This window comes from Chloroflexota bacterium (assembly GCA_026389585.1).
Lineage (GTDB): Bacteria > Chloroflexota > Dehalococcoidia > UBA2247 > RBG-13-53-26 > JAPLHP01.
Genome location: JAPLHP010000090.1, coordinates 1 through 17,949 on the forward strand (window position 1 = coordinate 1; position 17,949 = coordinate 17,949).

Annotated in this window: 16 protein-coding genes; 5 read left to right on the plus strand and 11 right to left on the minus strand. The window is 54.4% G+C overall.

Features of this window, described 5'->3' with window-relative positions:
* The 4 genes from NTZ04_08335 to NTZ04_08350 all read left to right on the plus strand — a co-directional run.
* Nucleotides 1–206 (plus strand): phenylacetate--CoA ligase (locus NTZ04_08335; protein ID MCX5992312.1); only part of this gene is annotated, 206 nt, incomplete at its 5' end.
* An 18-nt stretch (nucleotides 207–224) separates the two neighbouring features.
* Nucleotides 225–617, plus strand: coding sequence for an ACT domain-containing protein (locus NTZ04_08340; GenBank protein MCX5992313.1), 393 nt, complete (start codon nucleotides 225–227; stop codon nucleotides 615–617).
* Nucleotides 618–668: 51 nt separating this feature from the next.
* Nucleotides 669–2,504 carry an aldehyde ferredoxin oxidoreductase family protein gene (locus NTZ04_08345; GenBank protein ID MCX5992314.1) on the plus strand — a complete coding sequence of 612 codons (1,836 nt, stop codon included), beginning with the start codon at nucleotides 669–671 and terminating at the stop codon, nucleotides 2,502–2,504.
* Nucleotides 2,479–2,928, plus strand: coding sequence for a 4Fe-4S dicluster domain-containing protein (locus tag NTZ04_08350; protein MCX5992315.1), 450 nt, complete (start codon nucleotides 2,479–2,481; stop codon nucleotides 2,926–2,928). The genes NTZ04_08345 and NTZ04_08350 overlap by 26 nt, the downstream gene beginning before the upstream one ends.
* A 150-nt stretch (nucleotides 2,929–3,078) precedes the next feature.
* On the opposite strand, the gene NTZ04_08355 is transcribed toward NTZ04_08350, so the two are convergent.
* The 5 genes from NTZ04_08355 to NTZ04_08375 all read right to left on the minus strand — a co-directional run bounded on the left by NTZ04_08355 (nucleotide 3,079) and on the right by NTZ04_08375 (nucleotide 9,802).
* Nucleotides 3,079–3,552, minus strand: a complete 474-nt coding sequence (locus NTZ04_08355) for a hypothetical protein (GenBank protein MCX5992316.1) — start codon at nucleotides 3,550–3,552, stop codon at nucleotides 3,079–3,081.
* A gap of 91 nt (nucleotides 3,553–3,643) precedes the next feature.
* Nucleotides 3,644–4,921: an OFA family MFS transporter gene (locus NTZ04_08360; protein ID MCX5992317.1), complete on the minus strand. Its 1,278-nt coding sequence runs from the start codon at nucleotides 4,919–4,921 to the stop codon at nucleotides 3,644–3,646.
* A gap of 208 nt (nucleotides 4,922–5,129) precedes the next feature.
* A complete protein-coding gene (gene acs / locus NTZ04_08365; GenBank protein MCX5992318.1) occupies nucleotides 5,130–7,109 on the minus strand; it encodes an acetate--CoA ligase in 1,980 nt (659 codons plus the stop codon).
* A gap of 381 nt (nucleotides 7,110–7,490) precedes the next feature.
* Nucleotides 7,491–8,885: a CoA-binding protein gene (locus tag NTZ04_08370; GenBank protein ID MCX5992319.1), complete on the minus strand. Its 1,395-nt coding sequence runs from the start codon at nucleotides 8,883–8,885 to the stop codon at nucleotides 7,491–7,493.
* Between the two features lie 236 nt (nucleotides 8,886–9,121).
* Nucleotides 9,122–9,802 (minus strand): hypothetical protein, encoded by a 681-nt coding sequence (locus NTZ04_08375; GenBank protein MCX5992320.1) that lies wholly within the window; start codon nucleotides 9,800–9,802, stop codon nucleotides 9,122–9,124.
* Nucleotides 9,803–10,134: 332 nt separating this feature from the next.
* Between NTZ04_08375 and aroF (NTZ04_08380) the strand changes: the two genes are divergently transcribed.
* Nucleotides 10,135–11,151: a 3-deoxy-7-phosphoheptulonate synthase gene (gene aroF / locus NTZ04_08380; protein MCX5992321.1), complete on the plus strand. Its 1,017-nt coding sequence runs from the start codon at nucleotides 10,135–10,137 to the stop codon at nucleotides 11,149–11,151.
* Nucleotides 11,152–11,305: 154 nt separating this feature from the next.
* On the opposite strand, the gene serA is transcribed toward aroF (NTZ04_08380), so the two are convergent.
* The 6 genes from serA to aroH all read right to left on the minus strand — a co-directional run bounded on the left by serA (nucleotide 11,306) and on the right by aroH (nucleotide 17,744).
* The gene (serA, locus tag NTZ04_08385; GenBank protein MCX5992322.1) at nucleotides 11,306–12,865 is read right to left on the minus strand and encodes a phosphoglycerate dehydrogenase; all 1,560 of its coding nucleotides are present in this window, start codon (nucleotides 12,863–12,865) and stop codon (nucleotides 11,306–11,308) included.
* A gap of 85 nt (nucleotides 12,866–12,950) precedes the next feature.
* Nucleotides 12,951–14,033, minus strand: a complete 1,083-nt coding sequence (locus tag NTZ04_08390; GenBank protein MCX5992323.1) for an alanine--glyoxylate aminotransferase family protein — start codon at nucleotides 14,031–14,033, stop codon at nucleotides 12,951–12,953.
* 128 nt (nucleotides 14,034–14,161) lie between these two features.
* Entirely contained in the window at nucleotides 14,162–15,397 is a 1,236-nt protein-coding gene (gene tyrS / locus NTZ04_08395; protein ID MCX5992324.1) for a tyrosine--tRNA ligase, read from the minus strand.
* On the minus strand, nucleotides 15,394–16,323 hold the full coding sequence (locus tag NTZ04_08400; protein ID MCX5992325.1) for a bifunctional riboflavin kinase/FAD synthetase: 930 nt from the start codon (nucleotides 16,321–16,323) through the stop codon (nucleotides 15,394–15,396). The genes tyrS and NTZ04_08400 overlap by 4 nt, the downstream gene beginning before the upstream one ends.
* 12 nt (nucleotides 16,324–16,335) lie before the next feature.
* Nucleotides 16,336–17,370, minus strand: coding sequence for a 3-deoxy-7-phosphoheptulonate synthase (aroF, locus tag NTZ04_08405; protein ID MCX5992326.1), 1,035 nt, complete (start codon nucleotides 17,368–17,370; stop codon nucleotides 16,336–16,338).
* Nucleotides 17,367–17,744: a chorismate mutase gene (gene aroH, locus NTZ04_08410; GenBank protein MCX5992327.1), complete on the minus strand. Its 378-nt coding sequence runs from the start codon at nucleotides 17,742–17,744 to the stop codon at nucleotides 17,367–17,369. Before aroH ends, aroF (NTZ04_08405) begins: the two co-directional genes overlap by 4 nt.
* Nucleotides 17,745–17,949 lie beyond the last annotated feature (205 nt).

Below are 17,949 nucleotides of genomic sequence, written 5' to 3' on the forward strand. Positions count from 1 at the left end.
ATGAGCTGGAGATATGGGTAGAGGTCTCGGAAGAGGTATTTTCGGATGAGATGCGCAAGATGGAAGCCCTCCAGAAGCGGGTCACGGAGGAAGTGGAGAGTACGTTGGGCATCGGAGTCCGTATAAAGCTGGTAGAACCGAAGTCCATAGCCCGTACAGAAGGCAAAGCCAAGAGGGTTGTTGACAGGCGGGAGCTTAACGCTTAACGGAGGAGAAAGTCGAAGATGAAGATAAAGCAAGTATCTGTCTTTATGGAAAACCAGCCAGGACGGCTGCTGGCCATGCTTGAAGCGCTAACGGCCCAGAACATAAACATACGAGCTCTCTGTGTTGCAGAGGGCTCCGATTTCGGAATCGTACGCCTGATTCTATCCGAGGTAACTAAGGGTGCCGAAGCTCTGCGCAAGGCCGGCTTCACGGTGACAGAGACTGTTGTTCTTCAGGTAGAAATGCCTGACAAGCCAGGCGGTCTGCTAGAATCCGTGGCCAGGCCTCTGGCACAGGCAGGAATCAACCTGGAATACTTTTATGCCTTTATCGACCCCACTCCCGGGAAAGCCGTTATCGTACTCAAGGTGAATGACCCTGATCGGGCCGAGAAGGTAATCGGCCAGTAGTAGAATGCCCATGAAGATTCTCTCCAATTCGTTACCATAGGAGCGATTGTATTGCACTCATACTGGGGTAAGTGCCTCATCATTGACCTGACAGCACAGAAGAGTGAAGTTCGAGAATTGCCCCAGTCGCTGCTCAGAAACTACCTGGGTGGAGTGGGATTGGGCACGCGACTCCTGCTGGAATGGGCCAAGCCGGGTACTGATGCTCTGAGTCCAGACAACCCCCTCATCTTCGCCTCCAGCGGACTGGCGGGCACCATGGCTCCCGCCTCCGGCAATCATGCTGTGGTCACCAAGTCTCCGCTCAGTGGATTCGTCAGCGACTCGGTATCCTCCGGTCACTGGTCGCTTTCATTGAAACGCGCTGGCTACGACGCTGTGGTAATTACCGGTGCAGCTTCCTCTCCGGTCTACGTATTTGTGGACAATGAAATAGTCCACTTTCACAAGGCAGACCATCTGATCGGACAAGGCAGTTTTCAGACCGCAGAAGCCATTCGCAAGCACACAGGTGACGATAGAGTACAGGTAGCTTCCATCGGTCCCGGTGGTGAGAACATGGTACGCTACGCCTGCATCAATGACAGCTACTGCCGGGCAACCCGGGGTGGCGCTGGCGCGGTCATGGGATCAAAGAGGCTCAAGGCCATCGCTATTAGAGGAACCAGGGCTATCTCAGCATATGACCTCCGCGGGGTGGAAAGAGCCTCCATCGATCTTTATGCCAGAGCTCAGGCAGAAACTGCCTCGGGACACAAGAACCCGAGAACGCCAGACAACCTCCTGCCCATAAACCGTCTGGATGCTCTGCCCACCAGAAACTTCCAGCAATCCAGTTTTGAGCAGGCCAACATCACCGAGGAGTACCTGGCCGCAAACCATCTGGTCAAGATAATCGCCTGTCCCACCTGCCCTGCCGCCTGTGAACACCTCTATCAGGTTGTGGACGGAGGGCCAGAAGTGGCATTGGACTACGAAAGCCTGGCAGCTTTAGGACCCCTATGCGGCATTGACTCCGTACCGGCGATATTGAAAGCCGTGGAATTATGTCAATTCCACGGAATGGATACGGTGAGCACCGGGAACTCCATCGCCTGGGCCATGGAAAGCTTTGAGAAAGGGCTGTTGACCAAGGAAGACACGCAGGGAATCAACTTATCCTTTGGAAACCCTGAAGCTCTCGTGGCAATAGTGGAGAGCATCGGGAAGCGCAACGGTATAGGCAATCTGCTGGCAGAAGGAACGAAACGGGCTTCGGCCAAACTCGGTCGGGGCTCTGAGCGCTGGGCTATGCATTCCAAGGGACTGGAACTGGCGGGCTACGATCCCAGAACCATGAAGAGCCGAGCTTTAAGGTTTGCAGTCGGTCTGGAAATACAATCCAATGATTGCTTTCATTGCGGGGATGAGGATATACACTCATCCTCCAGCACCAGCCTTTCAAATCAGGAGAGGGAAGACACAGCCGCTGTCTCTAATTCTCTTATGATCTGCGGACTGATTCATAGCTGCTTTTCAGACTTCCTGTCAGAGGCAGCTCATCTCTATACCCTGGCAACCGGAATCCACATCAGCCCTGCTGAGTTGAAGCAAGCAGGAGAGAGAATCAACAACCTGAAGAAGACTCTCAATATCCGTGAGGGATGGAGGCGCAGTGATGATTGGCTTCCACCCCGCCTGTTCAAAGACCCCATAACTTCCGGGAAAGCAAAAGGCGCTGTCCTCTCCGATAAGGAGTTGCAGGCGATGATAGAGGGCTACTACCAGTCCCGGGGCTGGACTATCGAAGGCCTGATTCCGACAGTAAAACTGAAGGCGCTCGGAATGGATGACATACTGGAAATGGCGAAAGGAAGTTGGCATGGAGCGTCGCTACATACAGTGTGACAGGGATAAGTGCACCGGCTGCCTCATATGTGAGTTTGCCTGCTCAGCCTCAAAGGAGGGCAGCTTCGACCTGGAGCGATCCAGAATACATGTGATCCAGCCAACACCCTCTATGATAGCTGTCGCAGTCTGTCAATTCTGCAGGAACAGTCCCTGCATCAAGGCCTGCCCCAGAGATGCTCTCAGCAGGGACGAGGCAACTCACACTCTCAAACTCGAAAAGGCTCGCTGCGCCGGGTGCGGCTGGTGCATAGAGGTCTGCCCGTTTGGGGCCATCACCCTGGATGAGAGTACCAAATCCGTGATTATGTGCGACCTGTGCCTTGATCATCCCCAACCCAGGTGTATCGAGGTCTGCCCTCAAAAAGCCCTCCGCCTCTACGTCTCAAAGAGAAAACAGAGCAGGGAACCTACCGGGGGCTAGTGTCGCGTCAGGTCGTCCTTCCGCAGAAGGATGACAGTCACCATTTTTCTGCAAGTAAGCACCAGCTTCAGACTTCGGACAGAGTCCCTACAGGCTACGGGCTCGAGATGACATGATGCGGCGGGGATTTCTACTCTACCCTTCCGAGACTTATATGACTTCCAGAGTCCAATCGCTGTTAATCCAGGCGCCCACTATTCTTTTTACCGGCAGATTCCAGGAGCGAACCACATTGATGCTTTCCACTATTTGTCTCCGGTGCTCTTGCTCCGCAACGGGATTGCCAGCACAGTCATAGTGCCCAGCAATCAGAATGGTATCCGACCCATGCGCCTTGACTGAGATCAAGACGCGTGCTTTTATCGAATCTCTCTGCTCTGTTGTACCTTGTGTCAAAAGCTTGTCGGGCCCGGGCTCGGTGATCATGTCCACATAGTCGAGAGAGTAGTTCTTCTTCAGCCAGTCTATGACCGGTAACTGAACCCGCCCATCCATACAGTTGATGGCAGTTCCGAACTTCCCTTTGTGCGTTTGTTTATCACCCCCTGCCGGGCTTGAGGCAGCCGAACGGCTGATTGACGGCCAGGTAGGAGTCTTGCCTTTGGGCGCTTGCTGTTTATCCATGATGCCTCACAATTGGATTTGGTTCTATAGTGAAGGCCTGTGGTTACACAGGCCTTCACCTCTAAGCGATTTGTCTCTTAGTTGAGCCTCTCTATTTCTGCGGTGCCCCTGTCTTCTTAGGCGGTTTCAACACAAACGCGGCGAGCAGGAAGCCAATCGCAGCCAGAACGGCAATGGGAATAAATGCGTCAAGCAGGGTACCCCTGAAGATTGACTTGGCATATCCACCGATGAACGTGGAGACCACAGCACCCACGCCGTAAGCCAAGAACAGGATACCGTAGTTCCTGGAAGAGAACTTAGTGCCGAAGTACTGCGCCGTCGCCGTCGGGGCAATCGCCAGCCAGCCGCCGAGACCAGCGTAGAAAGCGGCAAAACAGACGAAGAACAGCACCTTGTGCATGTCGGTTTGAGCAGTGCTGCCCCGCATGGTCAGCATGAGGACAGCAGCCAGGAAGATGACGACAAAGGAAATCATGGCCGCCACTCTCGGTCCCACTTTGTCAGTCACAAAACCAAACACCGGCCGCCCACCAGCGTTGAAGGGGGCAAGGATAAACTGAACTACGGCAGACGTAAAGCCTATGGCAATTATCGCCAACGCTCTGATGTCTGGCCAGATGCCAACGGCCAGCAGGCCAGCCGTCGTACCAATAGCAAAGCAGGCAAACAAGGCCCAGAACGTGGAGGTCTTGATAATCTCATTGCGGTCATAGTTCACGGTGCTCGTTGCGGCAGAAGGTGCCGCCTTCGGCTGCCAGCCTGCCGGCTTCCAGCCAGCCACCGGGAAAACCATGAACCAGAAGCAAATGAGAAGGACAACCAGAAACGCCAAGCCGAAGTACAGGAACGTGTCAAAAATGCCGTAGTGCTTGATGAGTATCTGGCCCAGGTATGTGCTTATGAACGGGGAGCCGCCGAAGCCAGCCACCGTCAAGCCCGTAGTCAACCCCTTCTTGTCAGGAAACCACCTGGTGGCTACCTGAATGGGCCCAATGTAGCACAGGCCTACCCCGATACCGCCTATTACCCCATAGGTAAGCACGGCTTGCGGCCAACTGTGCGTGAAGCTTGTCAGTATCCATCCGAGGGCGACTATGATGCCCCCGATAATGCCCTGCTTCTTCGGCCCTAGCTTCTCCAGAAACTGGCCGCTCAGGGGGAAGACGGCGGCGAAGAACGCCAGGAATATCCCGTATGGGAGTAGCTTCTCAAGAACTGAGAGGCCCCATTTCGTCTGGAGTGCCGCACCGAAAACGCCGTAGGCATAGACGCTGCCGAGGCAGAGGTTGATGATGAAACCCAGCAGGATCAGCATCCATCTGCCCTTCTCTGCCGGCATACCAAAGAGTTTCTTCTCTTCTGCCATCCCTTTTTACACCCTCCTTTTCCTCAATATTGTCTCCGTTATGAAAAGAGGCTGGCAGCAATATCCAGCCCCCATAACTGAGGTTAAGTTGTACCCCCCCTAAGATTCACTGTCATTCTATTCACAGAGGGTGTGAGGCCCTTTTAGGGTCCTCACACCCTGAACTTGTGTCTTGTCTTCAGACAACTATGCTAGCACCAGGCCACCGTTATCCGAACTTGAGGTCTGCCGCCCTGGGCAGCTTCTTGCGCTCCTCTACAAGGGTATTCACCACTCCAGGATCAGCCAGGGTGCTGGTATCACCCAGATTGGTGGTCTCATCCTTGGCAATGAGCTTCAAGATACGGCGCATGATCTTGCCACTGCGGGTCTTGGGCAGTCCTTCAGCGAACTGAATGATGTCCGGAGTGGCAATAGGACCAATCTCCTTGCGCACGTGGGCTATCAGTTCCTTCTTCAGGTCATCCGACGGCGTCTTGCCGGTCTTCAGCGTAACGTAGGCAAAGATGCCATCGCCCTTGATCTCATGCGGGTAGCCAACCACGGCCGCCTCGGCGACTGCCAGATGGGACACAAGGGCACTCTCAACCTCGGCGGTACCCAAGCGGTGTCCGGAAACATTGATGACGTCGTCAACACGCCCCATCAGCCAGTAGTAGCCGTCCTCGTCCTTCCGGGCGCCATCGCCGGTAAGGTAATAGCCGGGGAAGCGGCTGAAGTAGGTCTCCTTGAATCTCTCATGGCCACCCTTGCCATACACTCCCCTCATGATGCCCGGCCAAGGTGCGGTGATAAGGAGCTGGCCACCTTCATTGATAGCACACTCCATACCATCCTCACCGACAATCTTGGCACCTACGCCAGGGAAGGGCAATGTAGCCGAGCCTGGCTTAATCGCTATGGCGCCAGGCAGAGGAGTTATCAGGATGCCACCGGTCTCGGTCTGCCACCAGGTATCCACGATGGGGCAACGGCCTTTGCCGATGACATTGTAGTACCACATCCAGGCCTCGGGATTGATAGGCTCACCCACGCTGCCAAGAATTCTAAGACTGCTCAGGTCATGCTTGTTAGGCCAGTCCTCACCATCCTTCATCATGGCGCGGATAGCTGTCGGCGCAGTATAGAAGGTATTAACCTTGTATTTCTCCACTATCTCCCAGAAGCGGTCTGGCTTAGGATAGTTGGGGACGCCTTCGAACATGACGCTGGTGGCTCCATTGGCCAGCGGTCCATAGACTATGTAGCTATGCCCGGTGACCCAGCCGATGTCAGCGGTGCACCAGAAGGTGTCCTCATCGTGGTAGTCAAAGATCCACTTGAAGGTCTGGTAAACGTACATCAGGTAGCCTGCCTGGGTATGCATCACACCCTTGGGCTTGCCAGTGCTGCCGCTGGTGTACAGGATAAAGAGCGGATCCTCAGCATCCATTACCTCAGGCTTGCAGTCGGCAGTTATGCCGTCGGCGGCCATCAGCTCCTGCCACCAGAAATCCCTACCCTGCACCATGTTGCACGGTGCTCCGGACCTCTTGGCCACAACTACCTTTTTAACGTCAGGACATTGAGTCAGGGCAGCATCCGCATTCTGCTTTGAAGGGACTGTCTTGCCGCTGCGATAGGCAGCATCGCAGGTGACAAGGAACGTGGAACCGCAGTCGATGATGCGATCTCGCAGGGCCTCGGCGCTGAATCCGCCGAACACAATGCTGTGGATGGCGCCAATGCGGGCGCAGGCCAACATGGCAATAACCAGTTCAGGAATCATAGGCAGGTAGATCGAGACGCGGTCGCCCTTCTTCGCACCTAGCTTCTTCAGAACGTTGGCGAACTTACAGACTTCGTAATGCAATTGCTGGTAGGTGTACGTCCTGCTCTCGCCAACCGGTTCGCCTTCCCAGATGATGGCGGCCTTGTTCTTTCGATCCGTGGTCAGGTGGCGATCCAGGCAGTTATAGGTCAGGTTTATCTTGCCACCCTGAAACCACTTGATATTCCCTTCTACGAAGTCATATTCCCTTACCTTATCCCACTTCTTGACCCAGTCCAGTTGCTCAGCCATCTCTCCCCAGAACCCTTCCGGGTCCTCTATGGAGCGCTGATATATCTTCTTGTACTGAGCCATGCTTTTGATGTAGGCCCGCTTGCTCAGCTCACTTGGAGGAGCAAACTTCCTTTTCTCATCCATTACGTTGCTGTATCCCTTGGCTTTCGATTTCTCATTAACGGGGTCTGCCATATGGTATTTCTCTCCTCCTTCTAATGCTTCCAAGGCCACGTACCTTTTGTACATGCCGTATCTCACTTTATACTAACTTGCTTTGCCTCTTCGCCTCCTGGTAGTTTCTTCACCCCTTTCCGGTCCCAATCTGGCCAGGACGCCATCAAAACAGTCAACTGTGGATAGGTTTGAGGTAAGGGTCACTTCGAGGGGATGACTGCAGAGATATGCCTGGCCGAAGGAATTCCCTGCTATAGGTGTTCATTCTGTCAGTAATTAATATAGCCACCAATCGCTGTTTCTCTAGATCAACTAATAGCTTATCATAATGGCCAGTCACATGTCTAGTTAAGAGCGGGCACGGTAGTCCATAAACCTGCCGATAGCACGCGCCGCCCTGAAGAGGGAGGGATAAAAGGCTACCCCGCCTTCCTGGCACATTTTGCGGGTACTGGCCAGAATCCCCAAGCCCGCGTCGCTTTGCACGGCATGAACAATGACCGCTTTCGGCTTCTTGATGTCCTTAAATGACTCAAAGATGTTGCGCCTCAGGTCACTCACGAACTGGAGGAAGGACTCACCACGAAGAGCCTCAATGTCGGGGGCAATCTGCCAAAGCAACATATCCGTTTCTCCCCAGTTATCGAGCGTCTGGAGTACCGGTATCCAATCATAGGCATAGTGCCCCGGGTCGATAGGATTCCTGAGCATACTGCCCGGAGGGACAAGGCGCCTCAGCTCTGCCCTGACATCCTCTGGGACAGGAGGAAGGATCAAGCCACCAGACTCGCATTCATCCGAGGCTCGAACACCGGCACCACCACCCACACCCATCAACACAGCCTTTCTGCTGCGAGGAAGTGGGAGGAAGACAAAGGTCACCATCAGATCAATCATCTCTTCAAGATCCTCCACCCGGATGGCGCCAGCCTGCTTGATGAGGCTATCCCAAACAGAATCATCCCCGGCCAGGGCTCCCGTATGGGAACTGGCCCCTCTTTTCCCAGCCTCGGTGCTCCCCTTCTTAATGATGATCACTGGCTTCTTCGAAGCTGCTCTGGTGAGCACCTTTGCCAACCCCGGACCGTCCCTGGTTCCCTCCAGATAGGCACCGATGATCTCTGTCTCCGGGTCATCTGCCAGGTAATCCAGAAGATCGATCTCATTGATGTCACTGGCATTGCCGTAGCTCACCACCTTGCTGAAGCGCAATCCACAGGCGGCGGCACCACGGATCATCAGCAGGGTGTAACTGCCGCTCTGAGAGATGAAGGCAATATTCCCAGGCTGCTTAGGGAAGTCCGCAGCATACGACATCCCCGATGCCGGACAGTACACCCCCATGCAGTTGGGACCGAGGATGCGAAGAGCACCTCTGCGGGCAATATCAACCAACTTTGACTGGAGCTTGCTCTCATTGTCATCACCGGTCTCGGCAAAACCAGCGGTGTAGAGATGGATGGCTTTCACTCCCTTGGCCACGCAGTCTTGAACCAGTTGGGACGTGGCTGCGGCAGGAATGATGCAGATGGCATAGTCCACAGGACCGGGCACATCCCTCACGTTTCGGTAGACCTTCAGCCCCAACACCTCATCGCCCTTGATATTGATGGGGTAGATTTTGCCCTTATACCCGTGGTCAATCAGGGAATAAAGGAATATCTGGGTATGAGGATTAAAGGGACCGGGGGTAGCACCAACAACCGCTACCGAGCGGGGATGGAAGATATCGTCCAGTGACATATTCGATTAGTAAAATTGTACTCGTGCGCTGCCGCAATGACAAGGAGCCTCTCCCGGATCAGACTGATATTTTACCTAACCCCACCTGGTCATTCACAACACCCTGTAAACCGGGATTCCCCATATCAAGGGGAAGCCCCCTTTCAAACCCGTTGCTGAACACCCTACATGAATTTACTGTGGATACCACGGGTATTCAGACTGGGACGATCCAGACAAGCGAGGAATATCAGGGCCTAGTCTTGGAATCCCAGCGCAAAGCGCCATCCGGTGAGCGGTGATGTCTCAGACACCACATGCTTGGGAAGATCAGGATTCTCCGCAAGGATCAGTTCCGTGTCCGAATGGAGCGCCACATTACCCTCTTTGTTAGTGGCATAGAACACCATATCATCGGGCAGGTCCAGTTCTTCGGCAAGAGTCGTGCTCAAACCATCCAGGAAAATCGAGGTCCCGAGTCCCCCGATGACCTCCCCTTCCCGCTCCACTGGCACCGCGGCGATGAGCGACTTCTTGCCGGTTGACTTGCTGGTCACCAAATCACCGAGCACGTTGTTACCGGCCATGAGGCTGGAGAAATAGGCCCTATCCGAAAGGTTTTGGTTCGTCTTTCCCAGTTCAACAGTGAAATAGGAACCATCTGGCAACACAAACCACATGGTTCCCTGAACCTGGGACTGCTCAACTATGGCGAGAAGCCCCACCATCTCGTCCCAATCCCCGGACTGAACCTCCTGCGTCAGGGCCAAGGCTTCCATGGAATTCACATAGCTGGCGATATGGCTATCCGCCAATGCCACGAGGGCAGAAACGCCCATCTCTATATCCACCTTGTCGGTTTCTTTGTTTGCCCCACATCCCGAGGCTGCCACTAGTAACGCCAAGCACACTCCCACAACGCTGATGACCTTTTTCACATGACTCCCTTCCTACTCAATGTTTGAGCCGGGATTTCCCATATCAACTCGTAGTGAGCCGGCCTCGTACCTCTTTGGTCTCGACACCATTGAAGCTTGAGTGACTCTTTAGCCTTCTCACCCATTGGGTTCCTCCAGACAGACCCCTTGCCGCGAAGCTAAACACAGGGGCCTTTGAAGCTATTCTACCATAGCAATATGCCTAAGTCTCAGTTTGATATGGGAAATGCAGGGTGATATCATAATCACCACGCATCAAACAGGGTAGATCAATAGCCGCTTCTCATAGAGATAGCGGCGCATGGAAACCTGGATAGGACGGTAAGCACACCATGATAGTAGCGATGAAAAGGGGCGCCAGCCATGATGAGGTAGACGGCGTAGTGCAGCGGGCTAAGTCTTTCAACCTGGAGGTTCAGCTGAACCTGGGTACCGACAAGACTGTGGTAGCCCTGCTGGGAAGCAACACGGGGCAATTATCGACCGACTTTTTCGCCGTGCTCCCTGGCGTCGAGCATGTAGCCCGCATCATGAAACCTTACAAGCTGGCCTCCCGGGGATTCAAACCGGAAGACAGCATCGTTACCATCAATGGGATTGATATCGGCAGCAAGCGTATTGTGGTCATGGCCGGACCCTGCGCCGTGGAAAGCGAACAGCAGCTCATAGATGCGGCAAAGGCTGTCAAGAAGGCCGGAGCCTCCATCCTCCGCGGTGGCGCCTTCAAACCAAGGACATCTCCCTTCAGCTTTCAAGGTCTGGAGAAGGCCGGCCTGGAGTTACTGGCGCGAGCTAGAGAGCAAATCGGCATGCCGGTGGTCACTGAAGTAGTGGAACCCCACGATGTCAGCCTGGTTTCCAAATACGCGGATATACTTCAAGTAGGCGCCCGCAACATGCAGAACTTCGCTCTGTTGACCAGGATCGGCAAGAGCAAGCGCCCGGTCATTCTTAAGAGAGGATTCTCGTGCACCGTTACCGAGTGGCTCACTGCAGCCGACTATCTACTGGCAGAAGGAAACAGCCAGGTGATCCTTTGTGAGAGAGGAATCAGAACCTTCGAGGATAGCACCCGCTTTTCCCTGGACATATCTTCAATACCAGTAGTAAAGAAATTCAGCCATCTGCCTGTGATCGTTGATCCCAGTCATGCCGCCGGACACTACTCCCTGGTTCCGGCTATCGCCAAGGCAGCAGTGGCCGCCGGCGCCGATGGGCTGCTCATCGAAGTTCATCCCAATCCCAAGGAAGCCCTGGTCGATGGTCTTCAGTCACTCACCCCTTCGGACTTCGCCCGTCTGATGAGAGAACTCAAGCTGATAGCAGAGGCAGTAGGCCGATTCATCTAGGCGTGGTGTTCCCAGTAAAGACTTAACAATAGAACCCAGAAGGAATATACAATGGATTCCGTGTCAAGCACGGAATGACACATTGTACAGGTATTACGATGACACTACACTAGACAGGGCAGTATCTATTATCAGCAGGCTCCACCCGAAGAGGCTAGACTTTTACCAGCTTAGCTGTATAGATATCGGGGATAGCCAGTACCTGCCGGATCTGCTCTTCGTTCAAGGGCTCATCCAATTCCAATACCATCAGTGCCTGCCCCCGGGGCTTGAGACGGCTTAACTGCATCGAGCTGACATTGATGTCAGCATTGCCAGTTACGTTGCCAACCGCTCCGATAAGTCCCGGACGGTCAAGGTGATCACTGAAGAGGAAATACCCTCCCTTGGCCACGATATTAATCCAGTAGTCATTGACCCTGACAATATGCAGTTCACCGCGCATTACTGTCCCTGCTGCAATGGTGACCCCAGCACTGGTAGCAACGGATACTGTGATCAGGCTAGCATAGTTTTCACAGGCGGTGTCTTTATGTTCAGTAACCCTGAGCCCGCGCCTCTGGGCAACGATATTGGCATTGACAACGTTGATCCGCTCCTCGCTTATTCCCTCCAGCAAGCCACCAATAGCAGCCGCTTTCAATGCGGTCATATCATAGTTAGCTATCTCACCCTCATATCCAATATCGATGCTGCTCATCTGTCCTTCTGCAAGCTGAGCCACCATCCTGCCCACAGCAGTAGCCACATTGAGGTACGGCGCAAGTATGGGAAGGATCTCGGCAGAAATGAGTGGGGCATTTACAGCATATCTGACGGGCCGGCCTTTGAGTACTGCTATCACCTGTTCAGCAGCATCTATAGCCACATTAGCCTGTGCCTCCAGTGTAGAGGCCCCCAGGTGAGGTGTGACAATCACCTTCTCGTTTTTCAATAGCGGGCTATCTTTGGGAGGTTCCTGACAGAAAACGTCCAGAGCAGCTCCGGCCACCCTGCCCTCCTCGATAGCCTGCTGCAGCGCCTGTTCATCGATCAGTCCGCCTCTGGCGCAGTTGATAATCCTCACGGTAGGCTTGACCAGGGACATCTCCTTAGCGCCGATCAGGTTCCTGGACTGGGATGTCAAGGGAACATGCAGGGTGATAAAATCCGACTCTCTCAACAACCCGTCAAAGGGAACAAGCTCTACTCTCAGATTGCGAGCATACTCCGGAGAGACGAAGGGGTCATAGGCAATGACCTTCATCTGAAACCCCTGCACCCTGCGGGCTACCTCTGACCCCACATTGCCCAGGCCGACTATTCCCAAGGTCTTGTTCCTGACCTCCACCCCAACGAAGTTCTGGCGCATCCAGGCGCCTCCGCTGAGGTTGGCATGGGCCTGAGGAATGTGCCTGGCCAGGGCAAGCATCATGGCTATGGTATGTTCAGCAGCGGCCATCGTGTTGGCAGTGGGTGCGTTGACCACCACAATGCCCCTCTGGGTAGCCGCCTCAACATCGATATTGTCAATACCTACCCCGGCACGGGCGATGACCTGGAGCTTCTTCCCTGCCTCGATAACCTTCTGGGTCACCTTGGTCTCACTGCGCACAATCAGGGCTTCGTACTGACCAATGATAGAGATAAGCTCCTCAAGCTTAAGGTTTGTCTTCACATCAACTTCAGCATTCTGCTTCAGAACCTCAATTCCTTCGGCAACCAGGACTCTCATAGTTCTTAACAACCCTTACCCTTCTGACACCCGGTTCACTGAATTACCACGCCCAAATTCAAATCAATATTGTAGCATATAAGGTTCAGGCCTTCGCCCGAGGCAAGGCCTTCTTCAAGGCAGAGGTAACTTCCGCCATATCAGCCTCAGTCACCCATCCCAGGTGGCCAATGCGGAAGATCTTTCCTTCCAGTTTCTGCTGTCCACCGGAAAGAACTACGCCGTACTCCTCACGCATTATCTGCAGCAGCTTCTTGGCATCGACACCCTGCGGGGTGTTGATGGCCGTCACAGTGTTAGAGGCACAGGATTCCTTGGGGAAGAGAGACAGCCCCAGCGATTTTGCGCCGTCACGGGCTGCTTTGGCCGCGCGGGCGTGGCGGGCAAACACATTCGGCAGCTTCTCTTTCTCAATCAGGTCAAGACCAACGTCCAGGGCATAGAACGTCGAGACCGCCGGCGTCCAGGGAGTCTGCCCCTTCTCGTCAAGTATCTTCCTGGCCCGGCCCAGATCCCAGTACACACGCGGCATCTTGGCCTTGTCATATGCCTGCCAGGCCTTCTGGCTCATGCTCACCATAGCCAGCCCCGGGGGAGTCATCCATCCCTTTTGAGAACCGGTGACCACAACGTCACATTGCCATTCATCCACCGGCAGGTTGATGGAGCTAACGCTGCTGACACCATCAACCAGAATCAGCTTGTCAAACTCCTTCACCACCTTAGCGATTGAAGCCAAATCGTTCGTTACACCGGTGGAGGTCTCATTATGTGTGACCAGCACCGCTTTGACTGCCGGATCAGCCTTGAGGGCTTGGCGCACTGCATCAGGATCGGCAGCGGTCCCCCATTCAAAGGGAAGCACCTTCACATCAGCGCCGTAGGCCCTGGCAATATCGGCAAAGCGCTCTCCGAAGTAGCCGATGGAGACGCAGAGCACTCTATCGCCAGGCGAGAGTGTATTAACAACGGCAGCTTCCATTCCCCCCGTACCGGAACCCGTAAGGACAAGGACATCGCCTTTGGTCTGAAAACAGTGCTTGAGCTGTTCGGTCATCTTGCGGATCATAACGCCGAATTCTTTTCCGCGATGATTGATCATCTGCTTGGTCTGGGCCCGAAGGACTTCCTCAGGGCAAGGGGTAGGGCCGGGGATACGTAGCTGCATATTTATGCCTCCATCTTTGAGATTAATATCATTGCGGATCCTTGGACCCGCCCATTTGACGAAGTCGCGGCAGGCCTAAAGGCCTGCGCCTACATTTACATTGGGTTCTATAATAGTCATCCGCATTTCTAACCCTTAGCAACCTCATAAGTCATCTTGTCAGCATCGATTATCTTTATGAAGCCACGCTTACCGACCTTGATTATGCTGCCATTCCTCAACTCAGCATGCGTGGAGGTCAACTTCTGACCATCGATTGTCACAGCACCTTGATCTATTAGCCTTTGCGCCTCAGAAACACTCTCAGCAAGGCCAGCTTCAACTATTCTCCTCGCGATATCTTTTTGCACCACCACGGAAACACTATCCCCTAGCTTGACCCCATCCCGCAGCTCCGGTGGCACCTCTCTCTTCTGACGGACACTGGCAAAGCGCTCCTCTGCCTTCCGCGCCTCCTCAGCACTGTGAAACTGGGTCACGATGTCCAGAGCCAGGCGTTTCTTCAACGACATGGGATTGACTGATTGGGAATCAACCTGCTGCTTCATCTCTCCCAGTTCCTTGTCAGCAACATCAGTCAGGAGTTCGAAGTAGGACATAATCAAATTGTCCGGGATGGACATCACCTTGCCGTACATATCATAGGGCGGCTCATCAATGCCAATGTAGTTACCCAGGCTCTTGCTCATCTTATGGACACCATCAGTGCCCACCAGCAACGGCATCAGGAACACCTGCTGCTGGCGCTGTCCCACCATCCCCTGCAGCTCCCGCCCCACCAGGCAGTTGAACTTCTGGTCGATGCCGCCGAACTCCACGTCGGCCTCGATGGCCACCGAGTCGTATGCCTGGAGCAAAGGATAAAGAAGCTCGGTGATGGCAATGGGCTGGCTGTTATCAAAGCGTTTTCTGAAGTCCTCCCGGGCCAGGAACTGGGCCACGGTGAACTTACTGGTCAGCCTGATAACGTCGCCCAGGTTGAATTTGCCGAACCACTCGCTCTGCAGCCTCACCTGGGTCTTGCTCTTGTCCACCACTCTGAAGAACTGCTGCATATACGTCTCGGCGTTGCGCCTCACTTCTTCGGCGGTCAGCATGGGACGGGTAATTGACTGACCGCTGGGGTCCCCAATCTGGGCCGTCCAGTCGCCGACAATGAGAATGACCTGATGCCCCATCTCCTGGAACTGGCGCAACTTGCGGAGCCCGACAACGTGCCCCAAATGAATATCAGGGCGGCTGGGATCAAACCCCTGCTTCAGCCGCAGCGGCCTGCCGGATTCCAGGAGCTTCATCACCTCCTGCTCACTGATGATTTCGGCTACCCCCCGCTTCAGCAGGGAGTCCGGCACCCTGGCAGTCATCTTTCCACCTTCTCCAATATCGACATTGCTTTTTCCACGTCCCGGTTTATCTGGGCCTTGAGGTCCTCCGGGGTAGGAAATCGCTTCTCGGCCCGCAACCGCTCTATTATCTCAATCTTGATTTCCTTCCCGTAGGCCACACCATTAAAACCAACGAGGTAAACCTCGACAGTCCGATCTCCCTCCCCAAAGGTAGGCCTCTTGCCGATGTTGGTCACTGAAGCATATGTATGGCTGCCAAGGTAAGCCCTGGTGGCATACACTCCGTCTTCAGGCAGCGCCTGGATTGTGGGTACAGTCAGGTTGGCAGTGGGAAAGCCCAACTGCTTACCTCTCTCGTCTCCATGAATAACCTGCCCGCTCAGGGTAAAAGACCGCCCCAGAAGCCGGTTTGCCCTGGCTACATCCCCCTTTGCCAGAGCCTGGCGGATGGCGGTGCTGCTGACCACATCCCCGTTTATTATTCCAGGCGAAACAACATCTACCCAGAAACCAACCTCCTTCCCCAGATCATGGAGTGAGAAAACATCCCCCTCCCTGTTCCTGCCCAGTGCAAAATCAGGGCCAATAACCAGGCCGCGCATCTTGAGGTGTGTTTGCAGCAGAGAGACGAAATGGCGAGCCGAAAGTTGGGCCAATTCCTGATCAAAGGAAAGAGGAACGACGAGATCGATACCCAACTCACGGATGAGCCTGAGCCTTTCCTCCAGGGTAGTCAGCTGGGGCAATGAGGTTCGGGTCGACAGCACCTGCTGCGGGTGAGGGCAGAAGGTCACCACTCCGGGGAGATAATCCCTTGTTGCGGCCTCCCTCTTCAGGGAATCTATCAGACGCTGGTGACCCAGATGAACGCCGTCAAAAACACCGATAGTGAGTACGGTCTCACGCTGCGGGGTAAACCCTCTTAGCTCGTCCTCAGCCCTCATACAATTCTAATCCTAAGCCCTTTTCCCAGCCACGCTGCGCCCCATGGCAGCGGCTACAGGAACCAGCTGCCTCATGAGATCCTCGAAGTGCTCGAAGGTGAGGGACTGAGCACCATCCTTAAGGGCCGTATCAGGAGCAGGATGAACCTCAACCATCAGACCGTTGGCTCCGGCAGCCACAGCAGCCAGGGCCATCGGCGCCACCAGATACCATTTGCCGGTGCCGTGGCTCGGGTCAGCCACAATCGGCAGATGGCTCAGCTTGTGAATTATGGGGATAGCACTGACATCCATGGTATTGCGGGTGTAGGTCTCGAAGGTTCTGATGCCTCTTTCACAGAGAATCACCTGGCGGTTCCCCTGGGACAATATATATTCCGCCGCCAAAAGCCATTCCTGAATAGTCGCTGACATACCCCTCTTGAGCATTACCGGCTTGTTGGCCCTCCCGACCTCATCCAGCAGGATGAAGTTCTGCATATTGCGCGCCCCCACCTGCAGGATATCGGCATACCTGACTACCAGATCCACGTCATCAGGGGTGAGCACCTCGGTAATCAGTGGCAGCCCTGTTTCTTCCTTGGCCTCAGCCAGAAGCTTGAGCCCCTCCTCTCCCAGACCTCTAAATGAATAGGGCGAGGTGCTCGGCTTAAAAGCACCGCCCCTGAGGATGCTGGCGCCTGCCGCCTTCACCGCCCGCGCTGTGCTCATTACCTGTTCCCTAGTCTCCGCAGCACAGGGGCCGGCCATGACCACCACTTCATTCCCGCCTATTGCTACTCCGCCAACCTTGATGACGGTGTCGTCAGGTTTGAACTCCCGGCTGGCCAGCTTGTAGGGCATGGAGATCGGCACCACATCCTCCACTCCGGGGATCATCGATAACCTCTCGCGCAGATCAGGGACGGCGGCGGTAACACCCACTACCCCAATCACCGTACGTTCCACACCTCTGGACAGGTGCCCCTTCAGTCCCAGGTTATCCAGCCGCGCCAATACATCCGTGATCTCTCTATCCTGGGACCCTGTCTTCATCACTATGATCAAGCTCTCTTCCCCCCGTCATTAGGCGAATGCCTCAGCACTTCGGCGCCCTTGATATACACATGCACAATATCTTCAGCCTTCTTCTCAGTATTGAAGAGGATCAGGATCCGGACACACCGAGGCAGGCTATGAGGAACATCCATCTCATGGCCGCACATGAGAGCCGTTTCTGTCCAGCCCAACTGGCGTGCTGCGAGAGCCGGAAATTCTGCGTTAAGGTCAGGTGTAGTGGTAAAAAACATGCAGGCTACCACCTGCTTCTCCACCTGGTTGGAGTCAACCATCTTTTGCAGCAATTCCCGTGTTGCAGCCAGGATATCCTCCCTCTTATTCGCCACCGCCACGGTAGCGCCTCTGATGCCTCTACACCACATCGTTCATCCTTTTGACCAAAGTGAAATATTCATTATGACACAGCCATATTTAATCAACAAGGTACCGAATTGCCTCATCTAAAATGTAACCGAAGGGATGGTGGTTGACTCATGTAAAAGGTAACCGAAATGGGGGAGAATTGGGCTAGCTTAAGTGGTGAAGGAGATGAAAGCTAGCCAATGGATATTAGAGCACGGAAGGAGT

What these genes read in the sequence shown, in the direction of transcription:
- NTZ04_08340 (MCX5992313.1), top strand. Translation starts at nt 225, where the DNA reads ATGAAGATAAAGCAAGTATCTGTCTTTATGGAAAACCAGCCAGGACGG.
- NTZ04_08350 (MCX5992315.1), top strand. Translation starts at nt 2,479, where the DNA reads ATGGAGCGTCGCTACATACAGTGTGACAGGGATAAGTGCACCGGCTGC.
- NTZ04_08355 (MCX5992316.1), bottom strand. Translation starts at nt 3,552, where the DNA reads ATGGATAAACAGCAAGCGCCCAAAGGCAAGACTCCTACCTGGCCGTCA.
- NTZ04_08360 (MCX5992317.1), bottom strand. Translation starts at nt 4,921, where the DNA reads ATGGCAGAAGAGAAGAAACTCTTTGGTATGCCGGCAGAGAAGGGCAGA.
- acs (MCX5992318.1), bottom strand. Translation starts at nt 7,109, where the DNA reads ATGGATGAGAAAAGGAAGTTTGCTCCTCCAAGTGAGCTGAGCAAGCGG.
- NTZ04_08370 (MCX5992319.1), bottom strand. Translation starts at nt 8,885, where the DNA reads ATGTCACTGGACGATATCTTCCATCCCCGCTCGGTAGCGGTTGTTGGT.
- aroF (MCX5992321.1), top strand. Translation starts at nt 10,135, where the DNA reads ATGATAGTAGCGATGAAAAGGGGCGCCAGCCATGATGAGGTAGACGGC.
- serA (MCX5992322.1), bottom strand. Translation starts at nt 12,865, where the DNA reads ATGAGAGTCCTGGTTGCCGAAGGAATTGAGGTTCTGAAGCAGAATGCT.
- NTZ04_08390 (MCX5992323.1), bottom strand. Translation starts at nt 14,033, where the DNA reads ATGCAGCTACGTATCCCCGGCCCTACCCCTTGCCCTGAGGAAGTCCTT.
- tyrS (MCX5992324.1), bottom strand. Translation starts at nt 15,397, where the DNA reads ATGACTGCCAGGGTGCCGGACTCCCTGCTGAAGCGGGGGGTAGCCGAA.
- NTZ04_08400 (MCX5992325.1), bottom strand. Translation starts at nt 16,323, where the DNA reads ATGAGGGCTGAGGACGAGCTAAGAGGGTTTACCCCGCAGCGTGAGACC.
- aroH (MCX5992327.1), bottom strand. Translation starts at nt 17,744, where the DNA reads ATGTGGTGTAGAGGCATCAGAGGCGCTACCGTGGCGGTGGCGAATAAG.